Here is a 22,327-nt window from a genome sequence, read left to right on the forward strand (position 1 = left end):
GTACCATCGTTTGAGTAAGGATTACGAACGTCTTCCTGAAATGAGTGAAGCTGCTATATATGCCGTTATGACTCGTATTATGTTACGTCGTCTAGCCGTCTAAAGATTTACTTTATAAATGGTCTCTAATTTGCTTAGGTATTGCTGTTGCTGTTACATTTTTTGTAACGCTTGTTTTTGTATAAGTAGGTATTTAGGGGTATGAGAGTGTAGGGGGTTTAGGGCGATCGCTTTTAGTTGTGGTTTATCCTAATTAAAATGCTGTGAGCAGAAGCAACCTTAATAAATTGCTGAAAAACTCACTATATATAAAGTTTCTGCATTTCATACTTCAGCCTTTTTGTACTAGGTATCTAGCATAGTCATTGAATGTTATAAGTAAATTTTTAGTTATCCAGAAGTTAAGGAACTATTATGATATCAATTCAAAAATCCCCGACTTCTGGCAGAAATCAGGGATAGAAAATATCTTGATGGTTACTGATTAACTTTTGCTGATGTAATTTTCTTGATTTAATTCTATTGATGAAGTTTTGACACCATCTTCATTAGTAACAATTTGCTGACTCAACTCTCCGGCTCGCCAACTATCTGCAATATCTTTAATAAAACTGGCGATAGGAATCGCAATTAACAAACCTAAAACACCGCCTAATTTTGCACCTATAAGTAAGGAAATAACTACCCACACAGGATTTAAGCCGGTTAAATTTCCTAAAATTCTTGGGGCGACAATATTAGAATTAATTTGGTCAAGGGCAACGGTGACACCTAAAACTTCCACACCTAACCAAAAGTTTTCTAAAGCAACTAATAAACTAACTATGCCAATTCCTATACCTGTACCAAAAGGAAATAATGAGAAAAAGCCGATAGCAATACCAAACAACAAAGCCAAGGGTATTCTGAGGAGGACAAATGCCAATGTCACTAATACAGCTAATACAGCCCCTAATGTTGCCTGACCGATAAAATAGTTTTGAAAATCTTCTCGGAGTAATTGTCTAACTTTTGTGCCAATATTGTCAGGGAACCATTGATAAATGCCATCCCAGAGTTTTTGACCATTTAAGATTAAATAAATAGTCAGAACTGCGGCAATTAAGATATTAAGTACAACCCCAATAGTATCAAAGGCAAAACCCAAAATTCTCCCAGTGAATGATTGAAATTGATTGGATAATCTTTCTAAAAGTTGTAAGGCTAAACCCCGCAAATTAATGGGAATTTGTTGGGTAGCTGCCCAACTTTGAAAAGCGTCTAATTGTTCTAAACTAGAATCTATCCATGAGGGCAGAATATTCGCTAGTTCGTTAAGCTGTTGCAGAATTACTGGCACTAAGGTGATACCAACACCTCCCAGAATCACCACGGCTGACAGCAAAACTCCGACAATTGCCAAGTAACGGGGTACACCGCGTTTTTGAAAGAACTGGATGGGGTAGTTTAAGACAAATGCTAACAAAATAGCGATCGCAACTACACTCACCAAGGGTTGAAAATACTTGACAACCTGGATTAATAACCAACCGTTGAGAATGACTAGCGGAAACGCCAAGCCATAACTTAACCATCGTGGTAGTTTGTTTGCTGATTGCATGAGAGTGACTTCACCACAATTCTTTAGTTTATTCTGGCATCAGATGGATGTGTGTGAAGGGGTTGGGGGTTTAGGTTACAGATTACAGGTGACGGGTGACAGGGTGTAAGGGTGCAGGGTACAAGGGTGTAGGGTGAAGAGGAGACATTATAACCATTTCCCCCATGTCTCCCATGTCTACCATGTCCCCCTTGTCTCCCTTGTCTACCTTCCCTATTCCCCACTCCCCCGCGTACTAATAAAATCCAGCATAATTTTTTGGTGCATTGTCCCCAAAGGACGGACTTCGCCAGCTACGGCTGAGTAACAATTACCACGGCGGATGTCTTCGGCTGTTAACAGTCCCATATCCCAGCCTTCATTGAGTACTAGTTGATTGATGTCTACCAATAAGGGTGCTTGAAAAACATGGCGAATGACTTGTTCATCTTGGTAACAGCCAAATTCAGCGAATGTTGGCAGATGATAACCGATTTCCTCCAGAATTTCCCGTTGGACGGCGACGGCTGGTGTTTCACCTGGTTCGATATGTCCGCCAAAAAAAGCCCAGCAACCAGCAGCCGGAATATTGGGGATGTTGTCGCGCAGTTGCATGAGATACTTATTGTCTTGGTAAAGAATAGCGATCGCTACTTCTGGTAATTGATTAGTCATAAAATTTACACTTAAAATTACTCTTCTGTTATATATACTTCGCCAAAATCTTGCCCAGCGATGGGAATACTTTTGTAGCTAACTTTACCTTTTAATACTACTTGAGTGCCTGTTTGCAAATTGCTTTGATTAGTAATTACCCAAATTTTCCCAGTAGAATCATCAATTTGGTATGCCCACTGCTTCATCAGTGGTACTTGCTTTTCTACCTTACCTTGGATATACACAGTCGCCTGTTTGTTGGGTTTGGCTTGAATTTCGGCAATTTGAGTCACATTGCTACCAAAGATGAAATTACTACCTTTGATTTCTGGAAGTCTCCAAGCCGCACAACCAGAAAGTCCCGCCACTAGGACAAAATAGCAAAGTATACGGTAATAATTTGGCGATTTGTGCATCAGTCTCATAGGGAATGGGTAGTGGTTCCTTCTGTTTTACTATTACCTGTTGAGTTTTAGCCGTTCTCTGTTCCCCGGTTGATGAGTTTGGTGAGGGAGACAAGGGCGACAAGGGAGAAATGATTGTAATTTATCCTCCACCCTGTAACCTCTAACCTGTCACCTGTAACCTCTAACCTGTCACCTAATTTCATAGTTTTATCCGTCAGATTCGACAAGGGATCTGAGAAGATGAACAAGTATGGTCTTGTGGTAGGAGAGGCGCAACAACAATTAACAGCCAAAAACCTTTCAAACCGTTGACTTCGCTACAGACAATTTACATTTTGGATTTTAGAGGCGAATCTTCTGAGGATTCTCATGGAAACAACAACTGCCAAACTTCTTGATGGTAAAGCCTTAGCAGCAAAAATTCACCAGCAACTTAAAACCCAAATTCACCAATTACAAGCCAAAGTAGGCCGTCCTCCTGGTTTAGCCGTGTTGATGGTTGGCGATAACCCCGCATCAGCAGCTTATGTCCGCAATAAAGAAAAAGCCTGCGCTAAGGTGGGTATTGCTTCTTTTGGTAAGCATTTTCCTCAAGAAACTAGCCAAACAGAATTAGAGGCGGTTATTGCCGAACTCAACGAAGATAATCGAGTTGATGGAATTTTGGTGCAACTCCCCTTACCTGAACATTTGGATGCAGTCTCTTTGTTACATCAAATACATCCCGATAAAGATGCGGATGGACTGCACCCAGTTAATTTAGGGCGACTGGTACGCGGTGAAAGTGGTTTACGTAGTTGCACTCCTGCGGGAGTCATGCACTTGTTGGCAGAATATAATATTCCTCTGCGGGGAAAAAATGCAGTGGTGATAGGGCGCAGTATTTTAGTAGGTAAGCCAATGGCTTTGATGCTACTAGAAGCGGATGCTACTGTTACCATTGCCCATTCGCGATCGCAAAATCTTGCCAGCATCACCAAGAATGCCGATATTATCATCGCCGCCGTTGGTCGTCCAGGACTCATTACCGCCGACATGGTAAAACAGGGTGCGATCGTGGTAGATGTGGGGATGAACCGCGTCACTGATGCCAATGGCAATAGTCGCTTAGTCGGCGATGTCGATTTGGAATCAATTGCAGGTGTGGCAGAATATTTCACCCCAGTTCCTGGCGGTGTCGGCCCTATGACCGTTGCCATATTATTGCAAAATACATTTACCAGCTATTTGCGGGCTACAAGCTAGTCAAAAGATATCAGTTATGAATTTTTAACTCCCGATTCATCCTGCATAACTTTTCAGCACCAAAGCCCCGTAAAATTGTGACGTATAAGACAAACAGCCAAAAGCCAAAAATTGAAGGAATTATAAGAATGGTAGCAGCTGATAACCTTCAGAAGATGCCAGAAACAGCAACCTTTAACCTTGTCGCCTATCTCAAAGAGCGCCAAAAGCTTTGTGATACTGCTCTGGATAAATGTATGCCCGTCATATATCCAGAAACAATTTATGAATCAATGCGCTACTCTCTCCTAGCTGGAGGTAAGCGGGTACGTCCCATTCTCTGTCTTGCTACCTGTGAAATGATGGGCGGTACTATCGAAATGGCTATGCCTACAGCTTGTGCCGTCGAAATGATTCACACAATGTCATTAATTCACGATGACCTGCCAGCAATGGATAATGATGATTATCGTCGTGGAATGTTGACCAATCACAAAGTCTATGGCGAAGATATTGCAATTTTGGCAGGTGATGGTTTACTCGCCTTTGCTTTTGAACTAGTTGCCACTAAAACACCAGAGAATGTTCCTAGAGATAAAGTTTTGCAGGTAATTGCTCGCTTAGGCAGAGCCTTGGGCGCAGCAGGCTTAGTTGGTGGGCAAGTGGTAGATTTGGAATCAGAAGGTAAATCTGATATTTCCCTCGAAACCCTCAACTTTATTCACAACCATAAAACTGCTGCCCTTTTGGAAGCTTGCGTTGTTTGTGGTGGTATCTTAGCTGGAGCCGCAGCAGACGACATACAAAGATTAACTCGCTACTCACAAAACATCGGTCTGGCATTCCAAATTATTGATGATATTTTGGATGTTACAGCCACTCAAGAACAATTGGGCAAAACTGCGGGTAAAGACCTCGTAGCCAAAAAAGTTACCTATCCTAGCCTGTGGGGAATTGAGGAATCACGCGCTAAAGCTCAACAGCTAGTTGAATCAGCTTGTGCAGAATTAGAACCTTATGGTAGTCTGGCACAACCACTAAAAGCCATAGCCCACTTTATTGTGAATCGCAATAACTAGGACAAACCAATTGGATTTTAAATTTTGGAGCCACTACCTTGTGGTGAATCAGCATTACTTGAAGTTAAGCCACTTTTCAGTGACTATTTTGCAAAAGTTAGATTCATAGTCTTAACTAATAGGCTACTCCAAAAACCTCAAACAATATTTGGAATTAGTTCCTTTTGAGATTTAGAATTTTGGGTTGCGTCTAAAATTTTTACTTACAAAATAATTACTGCTAATTTTAACTAACTGAACTAAAACACCATGCAGGACATAGCCGATATTTTAAACAACCGGGTGCTGCTGGTAGCCCTGGTAGCCTGTTTCATTGCTCAAGCATTGAAGCTTGTTATCGAGGTCGTCAAAAATCAAAAACTGAATGTGCGTGTTTTAGTCACAACTGGCGGTATGCCCAGCGCCCATTCGGCTCTAGTGACAGCCTTAGCTGCTGGCATAGGGCAAACTGTTGGTTGGGCATCGCCGGAGTTTGCCTTAGCTACAGTGTTTGCCATTATCGTAATGTACGATGCGGCTGGAGTCCGCCAAGCTGCGGGTAAACAAGCGCGAATTCTGAATCAAATGATTGCGGAATTATTTGATGAAAAGCACGAGTTTAGCCAAGACCGCCTCAAAGAATTACTGGGACACACACCAGTGCAAGTCATCGCTGGGTCAGCTTTGGGAATTACTATTTACTGGTTAGCAAGGGCGGCTTATTAGAAGTGTGTAGACACCTTTTAGGTAGGCTTCCCGGAGGGTAGTGTGAAGTATGAAATTGCTTGAGTCTTTAACACTTCAAACTTCTTGAACTGACTACTGTACTTTGACGGCTGAACGTAGTAACACGACTTTGCGACTATCAACGAGGATGGCAAAAAAGCCACGCTCGTTGAGTTTTTGTAGTGTATTGTATGCCTGTTGTTGGTTTGTTGTATGAGTTGCTAACAAGTACGGACGTTGTCCATAGGAGGCAAAACCAACGTTACTGCCAACAACTTGCTGTACGCTGTTCGCTATTTCTGGACGGTTATAGTAATCTACCAGTACAGCGTAGCCTTGTCCTAATGGTTGGGGATTATAGCTAACTGTTGGTACTGTTGCTGCTTGTTGAGCAACTTCGGCAGGTTTTGTCGTAATGATGGCAGACAAACCAACAATATTATTGATGTATCTTGCCCAACGATTTGCATCATCAATTTTGTTAAAACCACCAATTCGCGTTACTGTATCGGTGAGGTATTGACAGTTTGTAGTGGCAATTTCATTTGGTAAAGCATTCCGCAATTGCTTTTGATATTCGGCTGTAGGGGTAATAACTAGTAACAAATACTCCCCAGGATTTGGCGGTTGGCAGACAGGAAGTTTTTGTTGAGCGTTGACAGAAATTGTAGTATTGATTAAACCTGCGATCGCAATTACCAATCCACCAGATATAACCTGAACTCTCTGCACAAAGTTGGGACGCATAAGCTGGATTTTTTTAAAAAATTCTATTTTAGTAGTTTGTCAATAGTCAATGGTCATTTGTCCTTGGTCATTTGTAAATTAATGTTGTCTTACAGTCAGACAATCTAACATACTGTATAGCAAGAGACAGGTTACAGGTTACAGGTTACAGTGTTAAAAGTTTTTTACTGTCTTTGATATTTACTGATTTCCTAAGCAACGTGGCTACTGCCATATCAAAACTAATGACTAATGACCAATGACTATTGACTCTTGCTTAAGAAACACTCGCAAGAGAAGCCAAAGGATCGGGAATTGTTACAGATGGTGCATCAAAACTACCAGTAACTACATACTCTAAGCGCAGTTTCAGCCAAGTGATAAACTGGGGGTTTGTCGAAATAATTGCAGCTGCGGGTTTAGGACACTTAGCTTTAACTGCTGCCATTTCTGGCGCTTCTAAAAAGGCTGGTTGTTGTACTAACCAAAAATCAATTTGCTTTTCATTTTCGTGATAATGGCGAGTGCGTTCTTTCAGCACTTCTTCTAAAGGTTCTTCTTGGACTAGAAAGCGTTGGCTGGCTAAAACGTAATAATATGTTTGCATTTTCATCCTTGGGTTACTAACGGGTTAAATAGGGTACAGCATTAATTCTGTACCCTATTTAACTAACTCTTACGGAATCTTCGGAACCAAGAACTGAAGGGACAACTACTTCCTTTAGTTTCACTATTTGTTTGTTGACCACCAGCTGTAAGTTTTTCTAAAAACAGGGTGTTGTCAAAATAGTGTTCTACGGAAATAATTTTTAAATCATCGGTGACACGAGCTACGCTCAGACCAACAATTTCAACTGTCTCTCCAGTGGGTGCATAGCCTTTGTATGCGCCTCTAAAATGTCCCCAGTGTCGCCACTTAAATGTTACGTTTGGTGGCCCTGAGTACACTTCCAGCACTTCCCAAGGGAAACCTTGGGGAAATGTTGTGTGGAAGATTTTAGCTGATGATTCAAAGCTTTCTTCGGAAGCTTTGTAATGTTCAGAATCAGCCATGAATAAATTGTAAGTACCTTGGTTGCCTAATTCTGCGGCGGTATATTCCGGCCCCCCGTTGGTACTAACGCGAAACTTGTCACTCACAACCGATAACCACTGCTGCGGGTTAGATTTGAATGATACCTCCATCTCGAAGGTTCTTACCAAGTTCTGCACGATCGCTTCTAACGATCCTTCAACATGATTACATACACTTTCTTTGGCAAGATTTTCTTTTGAACGAGAATAATCAGGAGGTGTTTGATAACGCCACTCCGCATCAGTGCTGGCGGCGATAACTTTATCCCTATCCTGTACCCAAAGCGGCAAGTCTTGAGATTGTGTTGAGGTCATAAAAGTCTAAATTGAAAATTTAACCAACAAAGCTGAAGGTTGAAGGATAAAGGCTGAAAATACTTATTTCACACTTCACACTTCATACTTTTTTCTGGATTTCGCAGTTACAACCCCTCTAGTATCAGTTATCAGTTGTCAGTGACCAATTATCAATAACAAACTGATAACTGATAACTATTCACTGATTTCCTTGTATGGCTTGTTTCATCTCCCGGACTGCTCTTTCTATCCCGACTAGGGCTGCCCGACTGATGATAGTATGACCGATGTTGAGTTCTTCCATACCGGGTAGGGCGGCGACTGGATGAACGTTCCAGTACGTGAGTCCATGACCGGCATTGACCCGCAGTCCAGCTTTAATTGCTTGTTCGCACCCTGTAGCCAAAATCGCTAGTTCTTTGTGTCGGCTGGTTTCATCATGGGCTTCAGCATACTGGCCAGTGTGCAGTTCAATAAATTTTGCCTGCACCTTGACAGATGCTTCGATTTGTGCAGGTTCAGCATCGATAAACAAACTGACAGGAATGCCAGCACTCTGCAATTTATCGACAATCTCTCCTATTCTAGCAATTTGCCCAACGATATCGAGGCCGCCTTCTGTGGTGACTTCTTCGCGCTTTTCTGGCACTAGAGTGACATAATCTGGTTTAATGTCAAGCGCGATCGCTAGCATTTCTTCTGTAGCAGCCATCTCTAGATTAAGATGTGTTCTCACTGTCTGCCTCAGTAAACGCACATCTCGGTCTTGGATATGCCGCCTGTCTTCCCGCAAATGTACCGTAATTCCATCTGCACCCCCCAATTCTGCCAGCACAGCCGCCGCCACAGGGTCAGGTTCCACCGTCCGCCGCGCTTGTCGGATGGTAGCGATATGGTCAATGTTAACTCCGAGTGTAGGCAACCCTAGTCTCCTGAATTCACAGTCCTCCGAACTTGATTTTACCGGAAATCGGAGTTGTAAAGTGAGGCAGGCGCGATCGCCTAAAATCTCTGTATTGTATTCAATATTATGGACAAGCTATGAAATTACCCAACGGTGATCAAGCAGAGATACCGATGGAAAAGTTAATCAGGTACTGTCTCAACCCAGAACATCCTAGTGGAAAACATAAAGCCAGAGTTTTTACGTCGGTTTTAGGGATCACAGTTGAAAATGCTGAAATTTTATATGAACTGATAAAAACAGCAGCAATTGCAGGTGATGTTATTCAGCAAAACAATACAGAATTTGGTCAACAGTTTAAGGTAGATTGGATAGTACCAGATACGGACAGAATCAAACTGCGGACAATCTGGGAAATTACTGCTAAAAATCCATATCCACGTTTAATTACAGCATTTCTTAAACTAAATGACTAAGCCTAAACTTTTAGATACTATTGCTACTCTTAACTCAATTCCAATTGAGCGATTAAGTCTAGTGGAACCAGATATGATTTCTATCGAAAGTTTACCAAATGGACAAGTGGGAACAATCGTAGAAGTGTATGAAGAAGGAGAAGATACTAAATATTTAGTTGAATTTGCTGATACTCAAGGTTGTGAGTATGCAATGGCTATTTTAAAAATAAATGAAATTTTAGTTTTGCATTACGATTTGGCTACTGTTTAAAGTAAATAGCTTACAGTAAATCCCATAACCTTTATAAATCCAATAAAATTACTTATTACCGTTTATATTCGGCTGCATGGTGTTCGCACAGCCAAAGGTAATGTCCTTCTGGTGTTAATACTTTTTTGAGTCCGCCCCAATGTTGTTGGGTGTCTTTTTCTTCTAAAAGTTGGCGCAAGGCACGCAAGGCTGCACCGTCGGCGCGTTCGGGATCTAAGTCTTCACCTCTGGCAATTTTATCTGCTAATTCTAAATCTGCGGCATCTTGAATTTCTGGTAATTTCTCGGCTAGTTCTTTAAATAATTCCAAATCATTCTTATAAATTGCTTCGTATTCTTTAGGGTCTACCACACCCAGCCAAGGGCCAATTATGGGTGCGGCAAATCTCAAAACTTTGAATAATTTACCAATATAAGGTGCAGTTGCTCTGAGCCATTTGGCAGGTTCATCTATTTCATATAAACCGCCTGCTTGGGTGGGATGCCAACAGCCTGGGGCTTGGCAATAAAGTTGTAAATCTATTTTTTGTCCAGCTAGGGCTTTTTGCCAAGATTTACCACCACGGGGACGCAAAACAAAAATATTGGGACAATGCGAATCGATTTTTGCTTGTTCGCGGCGGAAGACATTAGTAAATTCTCTTTGAGAAAGTTCGCGCAGGTTTTTGATTTCATCGAGAATGATTGCTTGTTTATCAACAACCTTTGTTTCTAATTCATCAATGCGTTCTAATACTGCATTTTGTGTATGGAAGTTTAAACCATATAAAAGTTCGGCAACTGAGACATCTTCTATTGCTTCGGGACATTCAATTGTTGCTTTCTTTTTTTCCCAACGTTTGGATAATTGGTGATAGTCAAATTCGTGGGTGCAGGGTTCGCCATCATGACCAAGACAGGGGATAGTACGTTGAATATCTAAGCCGGGAAACCTGGAGAGAGTTACTTCAATGCCATCTCGCAATAGGACAAAGAAATTTAACGGGTTAGCACCGCGTACTGTTAGTTTAATATAGCGATCGCCCTTCACCGCTTCCACCAAAGCTAAATGTTCTTGCTCATAAGCCAACATTGCCCCGTTTCGCCAATGGGTGTTAGTTGTAAAGCGGTGTTGACGCGCAATAAACCAAGTCGGAATCCCCGCCGGAATGGTATTGAGTTTGAATTTCATCGAGATTTCATGGCAATTGGCTTTAGCTTTGATTTGCTGCCATTGCTGTTCATAATTTGGCGGGTCGAGGGGTAAACGTTCAACAATTAAGCTGATATCTCGGTTTTCTAAAGTACGGTAGGAAAGGTCAAAACGTTCCATCAAGCGGAGAAAATGGTCACGCATTGATGGGGCTAAATCTTGCCAGAGTTTATCCATTTCCTGGCGGGTGAAAATGCCAAACTTATTAATTACTTCTTCGCTTTCGAGAACTTTGCTGATGTATTCAGTCACCCACTGCGGTTTGAGGATGACTGTATCATTGAGTTCTTCATTATCTTGGAAATAGAGTATTTCGCCTAATTCATGCAGCCATCGCGCCAGCACTTCTTGACTAATGTCCGCAACTCCAGACTCAGCCATGATTTTCCCCAACTGCTGCGGCGTGATGTATTTTTCTGGCTGGGAACGAATAGCGTTAGCAGCATTTAACCAAGTGGTAGGCCAGAGTTCACCCATTAAGGGCAGTTTAGCAGCAGTATCAGCAATTGTTTGGCGGAGTTCTTCAATGCCGAGGCTGATTTTAGAACTAATTTTGCAGTGTTCGGCAATTTGGGGGTACTTGTCGCGTAACTCTTTGAGGGGAAGGTCAGCGTCGCGTTCGTCGATGTGGGTGGCGACAATTAAAATGGGTGATTCCGGTGCTAAGGCTTTGATGGTATCTAGCCAATAGTAGAGTTTACCTTGCTCAAATCCGAGTCGCGCATTCCAGGCGAGTAAGAACAGGGAACGATTGGTGAGGAAGAATTGATGAGTGGCGTGATATATTTCCTGTCCGCCAAAGTCCCAGGTGTTTAGCTGCATGGTGACATCTGGTTTTGCAGGGTGGGTTATGGCGAGGGATTTGATTTCAATGCCGTGGGTGGTTGATTCTTGGGTGTCGAATGCTTCACCGCGTAATGCTCTTAATAAGGATGTTTTACCTACACCCCCTTCACCGACTACTAGCAGTTTAGAAACCCACTGACGTTGACTATCTTCTAACTTTTCTTGCAGATAAGTCAAAATTGCCTGGGTTCCTTGCTCGATAATTTCCGGTGGTGGCGAGGTTAAGGGGTTGTTATAGACATATAACAATATTAAGTTGGAGAGTTGACAAATTTCTGGCGGTAGGCTTCTGAGTTGATTGTGATCGAGGTATAGCGTTGTCAAGTTGGCGAGTTGGCCGATTTCTGGTGGCAGGCTACTCAGTTGATTGTGATCAAGGTATAGTCGTGTCAAGTTTGAGAGTTGGCCGATCTCTGGTGGTAGAGTACTGAGTCGGTTTTCATGAAAATATACCCGCCTTAAGTTGGAAAGTTGGCTGATTTCTGGTGGCAGGCTTCCCAGTTGATTGTTATTGAGAAATAGCGTTGTCAAGTTGGAGAGTTGGCCGATTTCTGGTGGTAGGCTCCCCAGTTGATTATTACTGAGGGATAGCATTGTCAAGTTGGAGAGTTGGCTGATTTCTGGTGGCAGGCTTCCCAGTTGATTGTTACTGAGAAATAGCGTTGTCAAGTTGGAGAGTTGGCTGATTTCTGGTGGCAGGCTACTCAGGTGATTGTTAATGAGGAATAGCGTTGTCAAGTTGGAGAGTTGGCTGATTTCTGGTGGCAGGCTACTCAGGTGATTGTTATCAAGGTATAACTCTCTCAAGTGAGCGATTTGGCTGATTTCTGGTGGCAGGCTGCTGAGTTGATTGTTAGAGAGGGATAGCTCTGTCAAGTGGGCGAGTTGGCTGATTTCTGGTGGCAGGCTGCTGAGTTGCTTATCAGAGAGGTTTAGCTTTGTTACCTTTTCCTTCGCAGCTTGTTCAATAATTTGCAACAGTTCTTCGTTTGTCACCTGCAAACCTCACCAACTCTGTAGCGATATTTACCAGAATAGTTTACTGCAAGTTCACTTATAAGCCTGTGTATATTAATCCTTAATTCGTAGTTTTTAATCAGGCTCGCAGCCTTGTTATAGCAGTCCTCAATCATTCGTGAACCAAAAGATCCCCGACTTCTTCAAGAAGTCGGGGATCTGAGCCTCTAGATTTTCACCAATCAAATACGATTGCTATAACTTAGTACACACAAGTCGAAAATTTCCATGTTGAAACATCTCCCGCCTAGAACTAAAGTTCCAGGCTAATAGAGAAAGTCCACTCAAGTGGACTGGAATCAATTTCTCGTTGAGTCTTACCCAGAGGATTTGCGCTATGAGATTCGGAATAAATTTTGAGGCTTGCTTTTGCTTATTCACGAATATCAAAGACTCGTCCGCGACTATTAAACACTCATTCATGAATATCAAAGACTCGCCTGCGAGTATTAAACACTCGTTCACGAATATCAAAGACTCATTCACCAGTAAAGTTAGGTGTAGCTTGGGTAGAGGAACGGAACCCAACATTATTTAGACTATTATTCTCTTAAATACGATCGCACTCTATCTACACCTTCATCAGCTTCAAGTTACCAAAAAATTCGTCAAGCGATCGCTCTATTTCCGAAAACGCTGCGGCTGCTTGTGAAGTATGTAATTATTAAAATACATTCCTTGGAAAACTACGGTAACGGCTTATGTAGTCCTTCAGTCTCAATCAAATTCATTTCACTGGCGAATGCAAAAATCCTCTGTTGATTCGTTGAATGTTCGCCACGCAGTTATTTGATTGCAGTCACCAAGGTAAAAAGTCATGGAACAAATTTATAAATATCCACGTACCCATCACATCGAGGGTTCGCGGTTGCAGCCTGGGGATGAAGATTTAAACAGCGTTCCCTTTAGCGCAATTAAAAATCAGTATGTAGTTGTAGAAGAAAAAGTCGATGGTGCAAACGCCGCTATTAGCTTTACTTCCGACGGACAACTCAAATTGCAAAGCCGTGGACATTATTTAACAGGTGGTGCGAGAGAAAAGCACTTTAACTTATTTAAACAATGGGCGCATACTCACGCCACCGCATTTTGGCAAGTTTTAGGGAGTCGGTTCATTTTGTTTGGTGAATGGCTGTATGCCAAGCACACAGTCTTTTATGATGCTTTACCCCATTACTTCCTAGAATACGATGTGCTGGATTTAGAACAGCAAGTTTTTCTCAGCACCAAGAACCGCCAGCAGTTACTTGCAGATTTACCATTGGTTTCTGTACCTGTGTTGTTTGCTGGCGAACTGAAATCTTATCAACAACTAATCGCACTGCTGGGAAAATCCCATTACCAAACCCCCGCACATTTGCAGCGTTTCCAACAAATTTGCATAGAACAAGGCTTAGATGTAGAACGTTCCCTCAAACAAACTGACCAAAGTGCTTTGATGGAAGGTCTATACATTAAAGTCGAGCCACAAGCAACGGTGACAGCCCGTTATAAATATGTGCGTTCCAGCTTTTTAACCACCATTCAGCAGTCCGATGGACATTGGCTAAACCGCCCAATAATCCCAAATCAACTGTGTCCTAGTGCAGATTTGTTTAGCTAACAAGATCCCCGACTTATTAAAGAAGTTGGGGATCTGAAGCCTACTAATTTTTACAGGTATTTAATTATGATTCAAGATTGGACTTTTGCTTATTGTCCTCATGAAAATGACTGGACAATTAACTGGCAAGTGCTAGAAGCAAAATTTGATTGGTTGCGATCGCTTGCTGATTGTCCCCAAGACCCACGTTATCATGCTGAGGGGAATGTTCTCATTCATACAAAACTTGTATGTGAGGCATTAGTAGCTTTACCCCAATGGCGAACATTACCACCTAAAGAACGTTCTGTGTTATTCGCCGCAGCTTTATTACATGATGTCGCCAAACCCGCCGCCACTCAAATAGAAGTAGATGGCGCAGTTTCTTCTAAAGGTCACGTCCTGCAAGGGGCGAAAATGGCACAGGAAATTCTCTGGGATTTAAATGTACCATTTGCAGAACGGGAAACAGTTGTAGCTTTGGTGAAATATGGCAGTTTACCCCTGTGGTTTTGGGATAAACCCAACCCGGAACGGGCGGTAATTAAAACCAGTCAAATCATTCGTTGCGATATGCTGGGTTTACTCGCCGAAGCAGATGTGCGCGGACGTTACTGCAATGACCAAACACAATTATTAGAACGAATTGATTTTTTCCGCGAGTTTTGCCAAGAAAACCAATGTTTTGACCAACCACGTACATTTCCCTCAGCGCATAGTCGGTTTGTGTATTTTCAAAAAGAAAATGGCAACCCAGACTATGCAGCCTTTGATGATACACGCTTTGGGGTAGTGATGATGTCGGGTTTACCGGGTGCAGGGAAAGATACTTGGATAAAGGAAAATCTACCTGGCTGGCGGGTAATTTCGTTAGACGCACTGCGAAAGCAAATGAATATCAGCCCAGAAGACGACCAAGGTGTAGTAATAAATGCAGCCAAAACCATAGCCAAAGAATATATGCGCGATGGTCAATGTTTTGTGTGGAATGCAACTAATATTAGTCGGCAATTGCGAGGGATGTTAACTCGCTTATTTACTAGTTATCAAGCAAACATTCGTATTGTTTATTTAGAAGCACCTTGGGATGAATTATTGCGGAGGAATTGCGATCGCTCTGCTAGACTTCCCGAAAAGGTGCTGCATAAATTAAAGCAGCGTCTAGAAGTTCCAGATATTACCGAAGCACACACAGTAGATTGGCTAGTGCGGTGAAAACGTGGGAGTGCGATCGCACTCTCATTCCTTATAATAAAAACTAAACCCAAGTCAGAGGCGATATGCTTTTAAAACTGCAACAGATTATCGTCAAGCCGGGACACCAAATGTTGCTGAAAGATATTAGTTGGCAGCAGTTAGAAAATATTTTAGAAGAAATGGGAGATAAACGTGCCGCGCGGATATCTTATAGTGATGGTTGGTTAGAAATTATGGTTCCTCTACCTGAGCATGAAAAAGATAAAGAAATTTTTGGAGAGTTAGTGAGAAATTTACTAGACAAACTCCAGATTGATTTTGAACCATTTGGTTCTACAACGCTGAAAAATGAGCGAATGCGGCAAGCAGTAGAACCAGATACATCTTTTTATATTCAAAATCATGCTACTGTGATTGGTAAAAATAGAATTGATTTAAATATAGACCCACCACCAGATTTAGCAATTGAAGTTGATATCACATCCCGGACTCGATTTAATAACTATGAAATTCTAGGAGTTCCTGAACTTTGGCGATATACCAACCAAGGTTTAGAGATTTTTGTACTCCAAGATGGTAAATATATTCAATCTCAATCTAGCCCTAATTTTCCTAATATACCGATTATTGAATTAGTTAATGAGTATGTTCAGCAGTGTTTGACGATTGGTAGAAGTCAAGCTATGCGTAATTTTAGAAAGTGGATTGAAGATAATTTGTAAAACAGATAATCCAGGCAAATGTAATAATAATTTTAGGCTGGTTTAATAAAGGCGATCGCTATAGAAAAAATATCATACCAGAGATTACCGAAGCACACACTGTAAATTGTATAGTTTAAATAACTTCTCCCTTTTCTAACAAATAAAAGGAGAAGCTTATTTTTAAAACTTAATCCCACCAAAAATAGAGACGATCGCCAGAGCGAAGACTCTCAACTAATTTTTGCATCGATTGATAACCCTGGTCTATAATATCGGGACAAAATTCATACATACTTGCCGCCAATTTTTCTGGATCTTGAATGGGCGTAAGAAAGCGACCGTCTAATGTATCGTGAGCAATTAAAGTTAAGATAAAAGGCTGTGTAGCTTCCAATTCTTGCAGCCATTCCACTACATAACCAGGGCCGACTCCATAATTACAACCATTTGTTTGATGTAAGGCAATTGCATCATATTTATTGGTAGTTGGCAAAATACACAGTTGTTTTGGCCCTTCGGCATCAAAGTAATTGTCTGGTTGATAAACAAAGCAACCTCGCTGTAAAAACTGCCGTTGTAAGTCTTCGGTTTGGATTTCACTGCGGCGTTTACTATTGACATGAACTTGAAACCAACCAGGAATGTCATCATACATAGGTACTGGTTTACTACCACAAATTTCTCCTAACTCGGCTACTGCTTTTTGATAATCTGGGTTCTGGGCAGCTTGAGAAAAATCTGGACGTGGTAGTTCTTCGCCCCAGAGTTTATCATCGCTGTTGCCATCTTCATCTCCTTCATCTTCTTCATCCCATCGTCGTTTTTCGACACCATACTGAACCAGTAGTTCTATAACTTGGTGATTGTCAAATAAGTCTGCTAATGTCATTGCTGTGTCCCCATCTTGAGAAACAGCATTGAAATCCGCGCCTCTTTCTATTAACATCTGCACTAGCTCAAAATGCTGTTGCTTTTGTACAGCTTCTAATAAAGGAGTTACATCTTGATGATTTTTAGTTTTGACATCTGCACCGGAATTAATTAAAAATTTTGCTAGTTCTGTATGGGCATTTCTTAATGCCATTAAAAGTGGTGTATCGCCTTCAGAATCTTGCTGATTAATATTGACACCTGCCTGCATTAAAATCTGTACAATCTCTAGATTTCCTTGAACACAAGCCAGACATAACGCATCTTTAGAAAAACAATCTCTTGTTGTCAGATTAGCTTGGTTTACTATTAACACCTGCACAATGTTGGTATAACCTTTCATGGCAGCTAACATCAAAGGAGTTAGCCCTAAAAAGAATCCCATTGCCATTAACGATTCATAATTGTCTGAGATAATGCTAGGAAATTTGCCTTGGTTAGCATCAACAATATCAGTAACGTTAATATCAGCATTTTGCTCAAGCAGCAAGTTGACAACATCTAAATGTCCATTAGATGCTGCTAACATTAACGGCGTGCGGTACTTTGTTTTCCTGCGTTGGTCACGGGCATTGATATTAGCACCTTGCGCCAACCAATGACGTACAGCATTAACATCGCCTTGTTCCGCAGCTTTGAGTAAATTTTCGTCGGGGCTGACTCTTGGTGCATCCACTCCAAAGCGACGCAGAACTTCTAAAACCTGTGAATGTTCGTTCTGCACTGCCCATTCATAGGCTGATAGCCCTTCACCATCTTTACTGTAGGGGTCAGCACCTGCCTCTAACAAAACTGCTAATGCTTCTCCATGACCGCAACGTGCGGCGAGAATTGCCGGGAAAGTATCAACAGCATTTTCTGGTTCACTCATGTTAGAGGTTGCCAACTTCGCCCGCTTTGTAGCAATATCAATGGTTTCCTCAACTTCCGCCAAGGGTGGTGAATTGTCTGTGTCGAGTGTTTCTAAAGTTTTCCCCAGAGTTTCTAGGCTAGTAAATGCGGCTTGTAATGCTGAACCAGCTTGTTTTTGAATGGTTCGGCGATTGATGGTAATGCGGCTGACTAAAGTATTGACATCCGCCCCAGCCGCTATTAATGCTTTAATTACTTCTGCTGAACCTTGGGCTGCGGCGATCGCAATTGGTGGTACACCGCCAAATTTCGGTGTTTGAGTGGGGTTAGCACCTGCTGTTAGTAGTTTTAGGGCAATATCAAAGTTACCATGTTCAATAGCTTTGAGTAACGGCGTTGAACTCATCGTGCCATTATCCACATCAGCACCCGCATCAAGTAACAGGTCAACTATTTCACTATTGCCAATTCTGGCGGCTTCTTCTAACGGGCTACCAGAGTATGTTGCTACGTTGATATCTGCGCCTTTATCAAGCAAAACTTTCACAGTCTCGATTCGGTTTGTCATCACTCCCCAAACCAGTGAATGTCTCAGGGATGGGTGATCAGCACCAGCTTCAATTAATGCACATTTAATTTCATTAGGGCCGTAGCGTGCCAGTTCATAAGCAATTTCATCACCTTTTTTAGCGTTTGGATTTGCACCTGCTGTCAATAGTGCTTTGACACCTTCAATATCCCGCGATTCAATAGCACTAATTAGCTGTTCATCCATAAATTTTATCCCTACATATTCTCAGCCTCTCCAGTCATTTTTCCCATCCTGGTTCAGTAATGCCCAATATTTATCTATGATGAGTACATGAACTCAACGAGGGTGTGATTAACAATTCCGCCAACCATCAACAAGATAGTTCGCCATCTTTAGATGCTGCTAGTATTAAGCGGGTAAAAGAAGGAGTAGCAGCAGCAAGCGATCGCGCGGTGCGTTATACAATCGAACAGGCACTAAATCGCCTGGAAGCCATTAACCAAGGACAGACAGAACATCAAATTAATGGTAGTGTACGCAGGTTTGTTGTGCGATCGCTCATTCATACTTTATTCCGCGTCCGGGTAGAAAACATCGAAAACTTACCGCAGACACCAGCCATTCTCGCAGCTAACCATCTCCACCACATCGACCCCTTGTTATTATTGGCAGAACTCCCCAGCCAGCCTTATTACTATATTTTGGGTGATGCTCGCACCCTTTATAACAAGTGTTGGAAACGCTTAATTTTGAATTTTGCTGGCGGTGTTATTCCTTTAGCGCGGTTGTGGAAAGAAGAAGTGGCTGTCATAGAAGCAGCCAAAGCGGGAAGACCAGATTTAGCCGAACTCGCCACCGCCATTGCACAAAATGTGCCTACTGGCGGCGATATACAGACTTTACGCCAAATAGACCGCATTGTACTGGGAATTTTAGCCCACGGAGACGGTATGATTTTGTTCCCTGAAGGAAGACTGGGAAACATTGAGGGTAAATTGCATCTTCCCTTGAAGCGAGGAACGGTGATATACGCTTTACGCGCTGGTGTCCCAATAGTTCCTGTGGCATTAATTGGCACTCATGACTTATATCTTCGCAAACAGTTAACTATTCGCTTTGGTGAACCGTTACATTTTCCTCCTCATACGAAAACCTCTCGCCAGGAAGTGGAAACTGCTTTGGAAATTTTGCAACAGAAGATAGTATCTCTACTGCCACCGAATTATCAAGAACCAAAAGGAATAAAAATTCTGCGTCACTTTCTCAATCATATATTGTGGTGAAAACACTAGCTTTTATAGCTTTTAAAGGTTGATAGTTGCAATCAAAAACCAAGAAACATCCTCCTTAATGTAGATAGTTTTTGTTAAAAAAATTGTAAGTTTACTAAAGTTTTTATCTACCACATAATTTTTAACAATAGAAAAACCTCTAGTATAAAACAGCAAATAATAATACAATTAGATGTTAACAGCCGCTTGTAGCGAATAGTACTTCATTAACTTAAATATGGCGGTTATTAGGTGAGGTAAACCGAAAAGTTTCAGCCTTTACTATAACTTTTCGGTTTACCTTGCCAAACAAACGTGGCGAACTATTAGGTATCAAAAAATAATGTTTAAACGTCGCACAATATTAGTGGGTTTAGCTGCCCTTAGCTTAACTTTAGCCGTTAGTACAAAAGTCTATGGACAATCTACTAGCGGGTCGGAAGCTTGGCAGACGGTATACAATGATGCTGTTGCTGGGGCAACAACAATCATTACAGTGCCGATTTTGAGTCCCTTACTATCATTAATTCTGCAAATATTTTTCAACTTGGCAGGCTTTTGGGGCGGTTAATTTTTTGTCTTCTATCCAAAGAGAGAAAGAGTTTAATTAAGGAATTTCGCAAATAGATTTTTTGCTCATAGTTGTAGTTGCGATCGCCTAAATTATCTCTGATTTGTTAACGCCAATTATCTTATACCCAAATATACCAAATACCGTGAGGAGTTTTCTTTGTATGTTCAAACCTCGCGCAATTTTTAGCGCCCTAGTTGCAATTACCCTGGCGTTTGTCATCAATACACAGATATGTATACAACCCGCATTTGCGACTGGAGGAGTGTGTAACCCAACGCTGGCTAACCTACCTGTATGTCCTAGTACAGCAACTTCAGACTTAGCTAGTTTTATTGACCCAACTGCAACTATCACCAATCCCACAAATATTACTTTGGGCGAAAAAGTTTATATTGCCCCATTTGCTAAGTTAGACGCTACTAATGCACCTATTAGTATTGCAGCAGATTCCAACGTTCAAGACCAAGTGATTATTACAGCTTCAGGAACAGGAGTAGAGATAGGGCCACGAGTCATTATGGCCCACATGGCTACTATCAAAGGTGCAGCCAAAATTGGTACTCAAGGCTCAACCGGGCCTTTTACTGACCCAGTGAGCAATACGCAGTTCAGCAACACTGTTCCAGAGACATTTCTTGCTTTTAACTGTGAAATTGACGGTGCAACAGTAGAAAGAAATACGGTAGTTAACTTTCTAGCGCGGGTTGGCCCTGGTGTAACCTTACCTGCGGGTAAAGTTGTCTTACCTGGTAAAAACGTCACCACTAACCTACAAGCAACTAGCGGTGCTTTAGGGAAAGTAGCAAACTTGACACAAGCAGACGTTGCATTGATGGAAGGTATTATTGAAGTCAATGAAGCATTTGCTGAAGGTTACACCGACTTAGCTAGAGCCGATTTAACAAACGTAACAGGAATAAATTACGCTCCTACCACCTTTTTTAATTCTGGTGGTTTACCACAAATAGGCGGTAGTTCAACTCGCGATCCTAACTTCCGTAACCGCATCATCGGCAATATTGTTCTGCAAGATTCTTTAGTTACTCTCAACAACAAACTAGCTAATAGAATTTCCCTGCGTGCGGATGAAGGTGAACCTTTCAATGTTGGCCAAATTGCTGGGATGGCAAACGATGTTGTCTTTCATGCTCTAGAAAGCACTAGCTTGACTCTTGGGAATGGAATTGGTTATGGGCCTCGTGCTTTAGTTCATGGTGGCCGACAAGTTGTTAATGGTGTTGCTAATGGCCCAGAAACCAGCATAGGTGATTCTGTTGGACTAGGGCCAAACTCCGTGATATTCCGTTCAGTTATTGGTAGTAAATCAGCTGTAGGTCAAAGAAGCGCAGTCTTCAATTCTACAGTCCCTTCGAGAACCTACATCAGTTCTAGGGTGATTTATGCCGACAATGGCAGTTTGATTTCATCTGTGGAATGGTAAACCAATTTTGGATTGAAACTACTTAACTTCAGTTAGTTTTAAGTCTTTGAAATAATTAAACCTATTCCCATTTGGTGTAAGCGAAGAACTGTTACATAATTATGAATCGGAAAATATTGTCGCTAGTGCAATTAAAATGCCTACGATTGGTTTTGCTGCTCACTTTGATATTTGGACTGATACTAAGTTTTGATGACAGTTCATCCATAGCTGCACAAACGGACATATCCTCCAATCAGCCTCAAGTGGTGCAACCTCCTGTTACCGGACTTGTTTCTACATTGTCGGATGAAGTTGAGGAATTACCAGAAGATTTAATTCGCTGGTCAACTTACTGGCAAATGTGCTGGGAAGCTTATCCCGAAGCGAAGGAATATGAACTACAAAAAGTGCTTGTAGAAGGCAAATCGCCAAAATTGCAACGTCAAAGCGATCGCTGTTTTCGTATTCAAGCTGCATCTAACGAAAACCAAAAATCACAAGGATTACTCAACCGTGAACTAATCTTATTAATGCACAAAATTCAGCTTGGTTATCGAGTCCGAGCCGTCTTAGCTCAAAACCGCGTTAGCGAATGGTCTCCAGTTATGTCAGTCGGTGCAACTACAGCCACTAAATCGAATGGGATTCAAATCAGCATAACTCCTTGAGATTATTGGCAAGACTTATGCACAAAGGTTATATAGGAATCATATTTGATTTCTGAAAAAAACTGCGAGATAATACGGAGAAAGATATCTGTCTAACAGCGAACAATGATAAGTCAGCATCTACAAGCCGCGATCATAGAACTACAAGAATTTATAGA

21 protein-coding genes and 1 pseudogene are annotated in these 22,327 nt (G+C 41.7%); 13 read left to right on the forward strand and 9 right to left on the reverse strand.

All coding sequences use genetic code 11. From position 1 onward, the window contains the following. Nucleotides 1–103, forward strand: a pseudogene (locus tag H6G75_RS30545) (IS5/IS1182 family transposase); the annotation flags it as partial. Nucleotides 104–484: 381 nt separating this feature from the next. Here the strand turns inward: H6G75_RS30545 and H6G75_RS30550 are convergent. The 3 genes from H6G75_RS30550 to H6G75_RS30560 all read right to left on the reverse strand — a co-directional run bounded on the left by H6G75_RS30550 (nucleotide 485) and on the right by H6G75_RS30560 (nucleotide 2,652). Continuing rightward, on the reverse strand, nucleotides 485–1,600 hold the full coding sequence (locus H6G75_RS30550; RefSeq protein ID WP_190983642.1) for an AI-2E family transporter: 1,116 nt from the start codon (nucleotides 1,598–1,600) through the stop codon (nucleotides 485–487). Nucleotides 1,601–1,813: 213 nt separating this feature from the next. Continuing rightward, on the reverse strand, nucleotides 1,814–2,254 hold the full coding sequence (locus H6G75_RS30555) for an NUDIX hydrolase (RefSeq protein WP_190983643.1): 441 nt from the start codon (nucleotides 2,252–2,254) through the stop codon (nucleotides 1,814–1,816). A gap of 17 nt (nucleotides 2,255–2,271) precedes the next feature. Beyond that, nucleotides 2,272–2,652, reverse strand: a complete 381-nt coding sequence (locus H6G75_RS30560; RefSeq protein WP_190983644.1) for a hypothetical protein — start codon at nucleotides 2,650–2,652, stop codon at nucleotides 2,272–2,274. Between the two features lie 360 nt (nucleotides 2,653–3,012). On the opposite strand from H6G75_RS30560, the gene folD reads away from it, so the two are divergent. From folD to H6G75_RS30575, 3 genes are all read left to right on the forward strand, one after another. After that, nucleotides 3,013–3,888 carry a bifunctional methylenetetrahydrofolate dehydrogenase/methenyltetrahydrofolate cyclohydrolase FolD gene (gene folD, locus H6G75_RS30565; RefSeq protein WP_190983645.1) on the forward strand — a complete coding sequence of 292 codons (876 nt, stop codon included), beginning with the start codon at nucleotides 3,013–3,015 and terminating at the stop codon, nucleotides 3,886–3,888. 128 nt (nucleotides 3,889–4,016) lie between these two features. Further along, entirely contained in the window at nucleotides 4,017–4,946 is a 930-nt protein-coding gene (gene crtE, locus H6G75_RS30570) for a geranylgeranyl diphosphate synthase CrtE (RefSeq protein ID WP_190983646.1), read from the forward strand. Nucleotides 4,947–5,195: 249 nt separating this feature from the next. Further along, nucleotides 5,196–5,651, forward strand: a complete 456-nt coding sequence (locus tag H6G75_RS30575) for a divergent PAP2 family protein (RefSeq protein WP_190983647.1) — start codon at nucleotides 5,196–5,198, stop codon at nucleotides 5,649–5,651. A 93-nt stretch (nucleotides 5,652–5,744) separates the two neighbouring features. Here H6G75_RS30575 and H6G75_RS30580 read toward each other — a convergent pair whose 3' ends face one another. From H6G75_RS30580 to H6G75_RS30595, 4 genes are all read right to left on the reverse strand, one after another. Further along, entirely contained in the window at nucleotides 5,745–6,398 is a 654-nt protein-coding gene (locus H6G75_RS30580; RefSeq protein WP_190983648.1) for a hypothetical protein, read from the reverse strand. 256 nt (nucleotides 6,399–6,654) lie between these two features. Beyond that, nucleotides 6,655–6,984: an MgPME-cyclase complex family protein gene (locus H6G75_RS30585; protein WP_190983649.1), complete on the reverse strand. Its 330-nt coding sequence runs from the start codon at nucleotides 6,982–6,984 to the stop codon at nucleotides 6,655–6,657. A gap of 62 nt (nucleotides 6,985–7,046) precedes the next feature. Continuing rightward, a complete protein-coding gene (locus H6G75_RS30590; protein WP_190983650.1) occupies nucleotides 7,047–7,766 on the reverse strand; it encodes a SnoaL-like polyketide cyclase in 720 nt (239 codons plus the stop codon). Between the two features lie 181 nt (nucleotides 7,767–7,947). Next, nucleotides 7,948–8,670: a pyridoxine 5'-phosphate synthase gene (locus tag H6G75_RS30595; protein ID WP_190690908.1), complete on the reverse strand. Its 723-nt coding sequence runs from the start codon at nucleotides 8,668–8,670 to the stop codon at nucleotides 7,948–7,950. 119 nt (nucleotides 8,671–8,789) lie between these two features. On the opposite strand from H6G75_RS30595, the gene H6G75_RS30600 reads away from it, so the two are divergent. Together H6G75_RS30600 and H6G75_RS30605 are read left to right on the forward strand one after the other, a co-directional pair. Further along, nucleotides 8,790–9,128: a DUF6883 domain-containing protein gene (locus tag H6G75_RS30600; RefSeq protein ID WP_190983651.1), complete on the forward strand. Its 339-nt coding sequence runs from the start codon at nucleotides 8,790–8,792 to the stop codon at nucleotides 9,126–9,128. Beyond that, complete coding sequence (locus H6G75_RS30605) at nucleotides 9,121–9,381, forward strand: DUF4926 domain-containing protein (RefSeq protein ID WP_190983652.1); 261 nt, start codon at nucleotides 9,121–9,123, stop codon at nucleotides 9,379–9,381. Before H6G75_RS30600 ends, H6G75_RS30605 begins: the two co-directional genes overlap by 8 nt. Before the next feature lie 55 nt (nucleotides 9,382–9,436). On the opposite strand, the gene H6G75_RS30610 is transcribed toward H6G75_RS30605, so the two are convergent. After that, nucleotides 9,437–12,415: a COR domain-containing protein gene (locus H6G75_RS30610; protein ID WP_190983653.1), complete on the reverse strand. Its 2,979-nt coding sequence runs from the start codon at nucleotides 12,413–12,415 to the stop codon at nucleotides 9,437–9,439. 838 nt (nucleotides 12,416–13,253) lie between these two features. Here H6G75_RS30610 and H6G75_RS30615 point away from each other — a divergent pair. The 3 genes from H6G75_RS30615 (at nucleotide 13,254) to H6G75_RS30625 (ending at nucleotide 15,937) form a co-directional block, all read left to right on the forward strand. Further along, nucleotides 13,254–14,039 (forward strand): RNA ligase family protein, encoded by a 786-nt coding sequence (locus H6G75_RS30615; RefSeq protein WP_190983654.1) that lies wholly within the window; start codon nucleotides 13,254–13,256, stop codon nucleotides 14,037–14,039. A 66-nt stretch (nucleotides 14,040–14,105) separates the two neighbouring features. Further along, the gene (locus tag H6G75_RS30620; protein ID WP_190983655.1) at nucleotides 14,106–15,233 is read left to right on the forward strand and encodes an AAA family ATPase; all 1,128 of its coding nucleotides are present in this window, start codon (nucleotides 14,106–14,108) and stop codon (nucleotides 15,231–15,233) included. A 65-nt stretch (nucleotides 15,234–15,298) separates the two neighbouring features. Then, on the forward strand, nucleotides 15,299–15,937 hold the full coding sequence (locus H6G75_RS30625; protein ID WP_190983656.1) for a Uma2 family endonuclease: 639 nt from the start codon (nucleotides 15,299–15,301) through the stop codon (nucleotides 15,935–15,937). Between the two features lie 169 nt (nucleotides 15,938–16,106). Here the strand turns inward: H6G75_RS30625 and H6G75_RS30630 are convergent, their stop codons facing one another. Then, the gene (locus H6G75_RS30630) at nucleotides 16,107–18,476 is read right to left on the reverse strand and encodes an ankyrin repeat domain-containing protein (RefSeq protein ID WP_190983657.1); all 2,370 of its coding nucleotides are present in this window, start codon (nucleotides 18,474–18,476) and stop codon (nucleotides 16,107–16,109) included. A 104-nt stretch (nucleotides 18,477–18,580) separates the two neighbouring features. Between H6G75_RS30630 and H6G75_RS30635 the strand changes: the two genes are divergently transcribed. The 4 genes from H6G75_RS30635 to H6G75_RS30650 all read left to right on the forward strand — a co-directional run bounded on the left by H6G75_RS30635 (nucleotide 18,581) and on the right by H6G75_RS30650 (nucleotide 22,169). Further along, complete coding sequence (locus tag H6G75_RS30635) at nucleotides 18,581–19,516, forward strand: 1-acyl-sn-glycerol-3-phosphate acyltransferase (RefSeq protein ID WP_190983658.1); 936 nt, start codon at nucleotides 18,581–18,583, stop codon at nucleotides 19,514–19,516. Nucleotides 19,517–19,847: 331 nt separating this feature from the next. Then, a complete protein-coding gene (locus tag H6G75_RS30640) occupies nucleotides 19,848–20,075 on the forward strand; it encodes a hypothetical protein (protein WP_190983659.1) in 228 nt (75 codons plus the stop codon). Between the two features lie 163 nt (nucleotides 20,076–20,238). Continuing rightward, nucleotides 20,239–21,519, forward strand: coding sequence for an acetyltransferase (locus H6G75_RS30645; RefSeq protein WP_190983660.1), 1,281 nt, complete (start codon nucleotides 20,239–20,241; stop codon nucleotides 21,517–21,519). A gap of 245 nt (nucleotides 21,520–21,764) precedes the next feature. Next, a complete protein-coding gene (locus H6G75_RS30650; protein ID WP_242051706.1) occupies nucleotides 21,765–22,169 on the forward strand; it encodes a hypothetical protein in 405 nt (134 codons plus the stop codon). Nucleotides 22,170–22,327: the final 158 nt, after the last annotated feature.

It is taken from the genome of Nostoc sp. FACHB-280, assembly GCF_014697615.1.
Taxonomy (GTDB): Bacteria; Cyanobacteriota; Cyanobacteriia; order Cyanobacteriales; family Nostocaceae; genus Nostoc_B.